The organism is Alphaproteobacteria bacterium, assembly GCA_019695395.1.
Lineage (GTDB): Bacteria > Pseudomonadota > Alphaproteobacteria > JAEUKQ01 > JAIBAD01 > JAIBAD01.
Window position 1 is genome coordinate 1 of sequence record JAIBAD010000078.1, and the last position, 2841, is coordinate 2841.

6 protein-coding genes are annotated in these 2841 nt (G+C 34.7%); 4 read left to right on the plus strand and 2 right to left on the minus strand.

Going from position 1 to position 2841, the window contains the following annotated elements; genetic code table 11:
- Window positions 1-373 (plus strand): hypothetical protein (locus tag K1X44_08985; GenBank protein ID MBX7147419.1); only part of this gene is annotated, 373 nt, incomplete at its 5' end.
- A gap of 103 nt (window positions 374-476) precedes the next feature.
- Window positions 477-839: a hypothetical protein gene (locus K1X44_08990; protein MBX7147420.1), complete on the plus strand. Its 363-nt coding sequence runs from the start codon at window positions 477-479 to the stop codon at window positions 837-839.
- 545 nt (window positions 840-1384) lie between these two features.
- Here the strand turns inward: K1X44_08990 and K1X44_08995 are convergent.
- Window positions 1385-1801, minus strand: a complete 417-nt coding sequence (locus tag K1X44_08995; protein ID MBX7147421.1) for a type II toxin-antitoxin system VapC family toxin — start codon at window positions 1799-1801, stop codon at window positions 1385-1387.
- The gene (locus K1X44_09000; GenBank protein ID MBX7147422.1) at window positions 1798-2037 is read right to left on the minus strand and encodes a type II toxin-antitoxin system prevent-host-death family antitoxin; all 240 of its coding nucleotides are present in this window, start codon (window positions 2035-2037) and stop codon (window positions 1798-1800) included. Before K1X44_09000 ends, K1X44_08995 begins: the two co-directional genes overlap by 4 nt.
- Window positions 2038-2242: 205 nt before the next feature.
- Here K1X44_09000 and K1X44_09005 point away from each other — a divergent pair, with 205 nt between their 5' ends.
- Window positions 2243-2449 carry a hypothetical protein gene (locus K1X44_09005; GenBank protein ID MBX7147423.1) on the plus strand — a complete coding sequence of 69 codons (207 nt, stop codon included), beginning with the start codon at window positions 2243-2245 and terminating at the stop codon, window positions 2447-2449.
- Between the two features lie 198 nt (window positions 2450-2647).
- On the plus strand, window positions 2648-2803 hold the full coding sequence (locus K1X44_09010; protein ID MBX7147424.1) for a hypothetical protein: 156 nt from the start codon (window positions 2648-2650) through the stop codon (window positions 2801-2803).
- Window positions 2804-2841 lie beyond the last annotated feature (38 nt).

The window sequence follows — 2841 nt, forward strand, 5'->3', positions numbered from 1 at the left end:
GTATATTCTTGCCATAACCCTGTGCCTGTCAATGAAACAGGCCTTAGCATTTGATTTTTGCGTTCAATGTTTGCTGTATGAATTACAGCCGGTATGCACCGAATTGGCACAAGCTAATCTATTATTGCCTGGGGTTCAATATTTGGGGCTAAGAAACACAACAGAAAAAACAGGCGGGATGCCAACAAAATTTTGTGAACAAGCGCTGGCAAAGCGTTATGTTACAAGACAAATAGAGACCCACAGCAACCAAATGATAGTTGAAACACCCGAAACATTTTGCCGTTTTCTTGTTGGTAATGAAATTGTGGCAGAAAAAAAACAAAAAAAATGTCAGGATTTTTACCAACAAAACAAGATGCCGTGGAATTAAATAAAAGTAATATCAGAGTATAATAGACGTATTGATATCATTACTTTTTTATGATCATAACAAATAGGAAGAGAGGCAAAGACACATGCGTATTATTCAAATATTGATTCTCGTAATCATTCCATATTCGGCGTCACAGGCTTTATCAATTTGTTTGGAATGTGTTTTGCGTAATATGCAACCCATGTGCAACGCATTGGATGAATCGGGGCTTTTAAAAAACGATGTGCGCCACCTTGTGATTGACAAGCACGGGAATGTTGCCCAGCCCGAAGGTAAAATATGTGCAGCTATATTAGCCGAACGCAATATCGACCAACGAGTTGCCCAATATGGGGGCCAAAACGTACCTGACGATACACCCGAAACATTTTGCCAGTTTTTGATTGAATCCCAGCTGGTTGATGCACAGCAGCGTGAAAATTGCATCACATTTTACCGCATCAAATCTTCGTTTAGACAATAAATTATAGAAATTATTTTGTAAGAAAAAATATAAAAATGAGAAAAATTACCGCCTAGTCTATTGGCTTTGTTTGCATAGCTTTGTCAGGAACTTTGGCACGTGAAATCAGCTTACCTACATTTGAAGAGTGGGTTGGTTATGATCCGCATCAAGAGATTTTAGGAATGAATATGTTCACAAATCCGAATTTCCGAATAGAAATTAAAAGGGGTTGGTAAAGATTAGGAAATATTAGACCAACGTTTTAAAATTTTCAATTGGTTTGCAACGGAGCCATGATAAAATCGACGACTCATTACATTCTAGCTTTTCAAAAAACCTTTGAGCTAAAGGAGTAATCAAATGCCAAGACCAAGCAGAGTATTCAGCAAAACAATTAGGTTTCAGAGAGATGATCATGTTGATTTTAAAACATGGATTGCGCCTATAGTGAATATTGGCAGCAAGAAATTCGCGATGATATTAAGCTTAAGTGGCAAGTTTATCAGCAAATCAATGATCTTTAATTGGGGATAATAACTAATCAGGATAATGAAAATTTTTGTTTACTTTGGTAAGACTGGTATTCCGAGTTTGCTTGCAACCTGATATAACTTTTTATCCTTAGTAGCTAAGGATAGTCCTAACCTCATACTTAACTCTAGGTAACTAGCATCATAGGTTGTAATCTGATGCTCTAGGGCAAATGCAATAATTCTATCCATATATTTATCTGAATGATCGTTATCTGTTGTTATTGGTAGCTCTTTAATTAATTCTAAACAGTTGATAACTTGGGCTCTAGAAATCCTTCTCTTTTTTTCTGCTTGGATGAGTACATTCCCAAATTCTAAATGCCAAATTGCTGGAACAAAAGCTCCTTCTTCTTGGATAATGGCAAGAATATCATCAGTTTTTTCTGAAGCTTCATCTTCAAAAAACCAAGATACAGCAATGGAACAATCCAATACTACCTTAATCATCTACGCCCCTGATCGCGTAATTCTTTCCATGAAAAATTCCTCAGCTGCAGATTTTTTCTGAGGTTCTTCAATCTTAGAATAGTATTTTCTTTGGTAAGATTTTGGCTTTTATTGAATGGGATAATCTTAGCTATAGGAATCCCTCTTCTTGTAACAAGAGTTTCTTCTCCTTGAGCAGCTCGCTCTAAAATTTCAGATAAATGGGTTTTTGCCTCAAAAGCACCAATAGTACGCATCTTTTAACCTATTTAGAAAACTAGTTTGACTATAAGACTAGTTTATCAGTATAAATAAAAATGTAAAGAGAAAGAAGTTACTTAAATGAGGGGAAGTTTTATGGATAAAGTGGAAGAGAATTCTGTTGATGATATTTGTTTAATGAAAACCCTAAGTTTAACTTAGCCCGAAGTTAAGCTTGCGGAATTTCTTAAAAATTTCTTCATGGAAGAAATAAATAAAACACGTCCTAATTTAGATTCGAAGAAAATAAAAGATTTTAAATTAACGATTAATTCCATCGAACATGACAGAGGTACTAATTTAGGCATCATGATCGTTGATAAAAAATGGGTTACTGGATGGTATAAAACTATTATCACTTTAAAGATCGAGGAATTTAGCCATAATGATGATCTTAATAGCAGATAATCAATAGAAGAAATACCATTTTAAAAATAAAACATATAATTAGAATATAATTCTAAAATTTTAATAAAGGATTATTTTTTATAATCAACTATAAACTTTGATTATCTGTTTTTATCAAAAACGAGGGTTATTGGGTTATGCGTTACAAAAACCCTTCCTTACCCATTACCGGGTGATTCAAGCCAAAAAATTGGGTTTATGCGTCATGTCGTTTATTATGGTCTGCTACCAAGCCATGTAATACATACTGTGAATATCGAGGTGGTTGATCAGCAAGCAAGTTGTGGCAATCAGCAGGTTGAAGAAGCGGCCAAACGTTGGCAAGCGGTAATCCAATTATTGCTGCCGGAATAAAATTTGTGATACAAAATACCCAACTAATATATATTCAA

Bases quoted from the DNA above. Each gene is read 5' to 3' on its own strand.
- K1X44_09000 (MBX7147422.1), bottom strand. From the start codon at position 2,037: ATGCGTACTATTGGTGCTTTTGAGGCAAAAACCCATTTATCTGAAATT.
- K1X44_08995 (MBX7147421.1), bottom strand. From the start codon at position 1,801: ATGATTAAGGTAGTATTGGATTGTTCCATTGCTGTATCTTGGTTTTTT.
- K1X44_09010 (MBX7147424.1), top strand. From the start codon at position 2,648: ATGCGTCATGTCGTTTATTATGGTCTGCTACCAAGCCATGTAATACAT.
- K1X44_09005 (MBX7147423.1), top strand. From the start codon at position 2,243: ATGGAAGAAATAAATAAAACACGTCCTAATTTAGATTCGAAGAAAATA.